Genomic DNA, 2,231 nt, shown 5'->3' with positions numbered 1-2,231 from the left:
AAAGGGTAACCGAAAAATGATAACGGTTTAGTTATTCAATTGTAAATAGTTTACCTCCGATCTTTGCAAACAAAATGATATTCTTACCCATGTCCCACACTTATCGAATTTTAGCACCATAATTCGTTATACTTTGCTCACACTTTTTCGCGACGCCTCCTTTTTATGTCATTACTTCCCATCGATGCTTATCAAAACGTATTTCACGAACAAATCGCTAATTCTCACCTAGTAGTAGAAGCTGAAACCGGGTCGGGTAAATCAACGCGCTTGCCAATTTGGGCTTGCCAACATGGGCGAGTGCTGGTGGTTGAACCAAGACGAATAGCTTGTACCTCATTAGCTAAATATCTCGCGCTACAATCGGGCGAGAAGCTTGGTGACAAAATTGGTTATGCGATCAAACTTGAGTCTGAATACAACGAGAAAACTAACGTCGTTTTTGTGACGCCCGGTATCGCGCTGCGTTGGTTATCTGAAGATGGACTCGCTGGCTTTGATGTCATCGTTGTCGATGAATTTCACGAAAGGCGTTGGGATATCGATTTGCTGGTGGCGATTCTGAAACAAAAAGCGAGCCATCGCTTGGTGATCACATCTGCAACCATCGAAGGGGAACGTCTTGCTCATTATTTGGATGCGAATCGAATAAGCTGTGAAGGGCGAACTTATCAAGTTGAGATTGAGCACAGAGCGAGCGAATCCAGAACACTGCCTGATAGTCGACATCTAGAGCAGCGCATTACGGAAGAAGTTAATCATCAGCTGATCGCTTCTTCTGGTGACATGTTGGTTTTTCTGCCGGGTAAAAAAGAGATCGTGCAATGTGAACAAGCCTTGGCGAAAAATCCTGATATCCAAGTGGTGAAATTGCATGCGTCAGTCAGTGATAAGGAGCGAGATTTAGCGTTATCGGGTCGTAATATCGATATCAATGCTAACGGTTATGGCCTGAGAAAGGTCATTCTTGCAACCAACGTGGCAGAAACCTCATTAACCATTCCCGATATTGGTGTGGTGATAGATTCAGGATTAGAAAGACGCACCGTTCAACGAAACGGTAGAACGACTCTGATGCTTAAATCCATATCACGAGCCAGTGCCAAGCAACGAGCTGGCCGTGCGGGTAGGGTAATGGACGGCGCTTGTGTGCGTCTGTATGGTGAGCATGCGGCGTTAGAGTTAGTCACACCGCCTGAATTGCAGCGTGAAGAGCTGATCTCACCGATGTTGGCCGCGGCCTGTTGTGGTGCTCCGCTTGAGAGCTTGTCTTTCCTTGATCCTATTCCTGAAAAATCACTAAACAGTGCTACTCAAACCTTGCTGACGATGGAAGCGATTAAAGCCGACCATCAAATTACCGAGCATGGCAAAAAGCTGTATCCGCTGCCGATTGATGCTTTGTATGCCGATATCGTTACTCGAATCAAAACCAAAGCATTAAAAGAAGCGATGGTCGATCTCACAGCTGCGTTGTCCGTTCCGGCTCGCTTGTATCAGTTACCGAACAATGCAGAACATTTGGAAGCACTCGCTCAGCAAGAAAAGGAAGGGTGTGATCTAAGCCTGTTGATTCAGATCGTTCGCGGTCGCGAGTATCCAAATCTAGAAATCGATCAGCAGGCATTGAATGAAGCACAGGGACTGGCTAAGCAAATGCGTGAGGTGTTTGAACTTCCTCAATTAGAAGTCGCGTCCCGTTTCCAGCGTATTGAACTGCTTAACACTATTGTTCAACTTCACCCTGAACTGGTGTTCGTACGCAGACTGAAACGAAAAGAAGCCTTTGCTAATGGAGTTTTAGAGGTAGTACTCGGCCGTCAGAATCGTTTCCCTGATAATGAACAAGCGATGTTGGTGCTTGATACCCATAGTTTGCCGGGAAGAGGCGTTAAGCAAACACTGACCTTAGCGACGGTCACTGCACCTATTCCTTTGGATCTTATGATTGAAGCGGAGATGGGAGAGTGGCAACAAGGTGAAACCGTGGTCAATGATGATGGCGTTTTTGCTGAGATGACATTGGTGTACGCTGGCCGCACGATCACGACCAAGCTCGTGGCAGCGGAAGGGCAACTATCGTTAAAGCCGATCGTCGATCTTGTATCGAATGGGGTTCAACTTCCGGGTTTTGCACAAGCTCGCACTCAACAAATCAAACATTGGCAGCTGTATGTGAAACTCGGTCTCGATGAACAAACCCAATACACACCAGAAATTGAGAACATTAA

Annotated in this window: 1 protein-coding gene; it reads left to right on the top strand. The window is 46.3% G+C overall.

Features of this window, described 5'->3' with window-relative positions:
• Positions 1 to 165: 165 nt before the first annotated feature.
• The coding region (locus AB4653_RS17580) for a helicase-related protein (protein ID WP_372104849.1) at positions 166 to 2,231 on the top strand (2,066 nt) is incomplete at its 3' end.

The organism is Vibrio sp. 10N.222.48.A3, from assembly GCF_041475345.1.
Lineage (GTDB): Bacteria > Pseudomonadota > Gammaproteobacteria > Enterobacterales > Vibrionaceae > Vibrio > Vibrio tasmaniensis_A.
The sequence above is the reverse complement of the archived record's forward strand: the minus strand, read 5'-3'. Positions and strand labels throughout refer to the sequence as shown.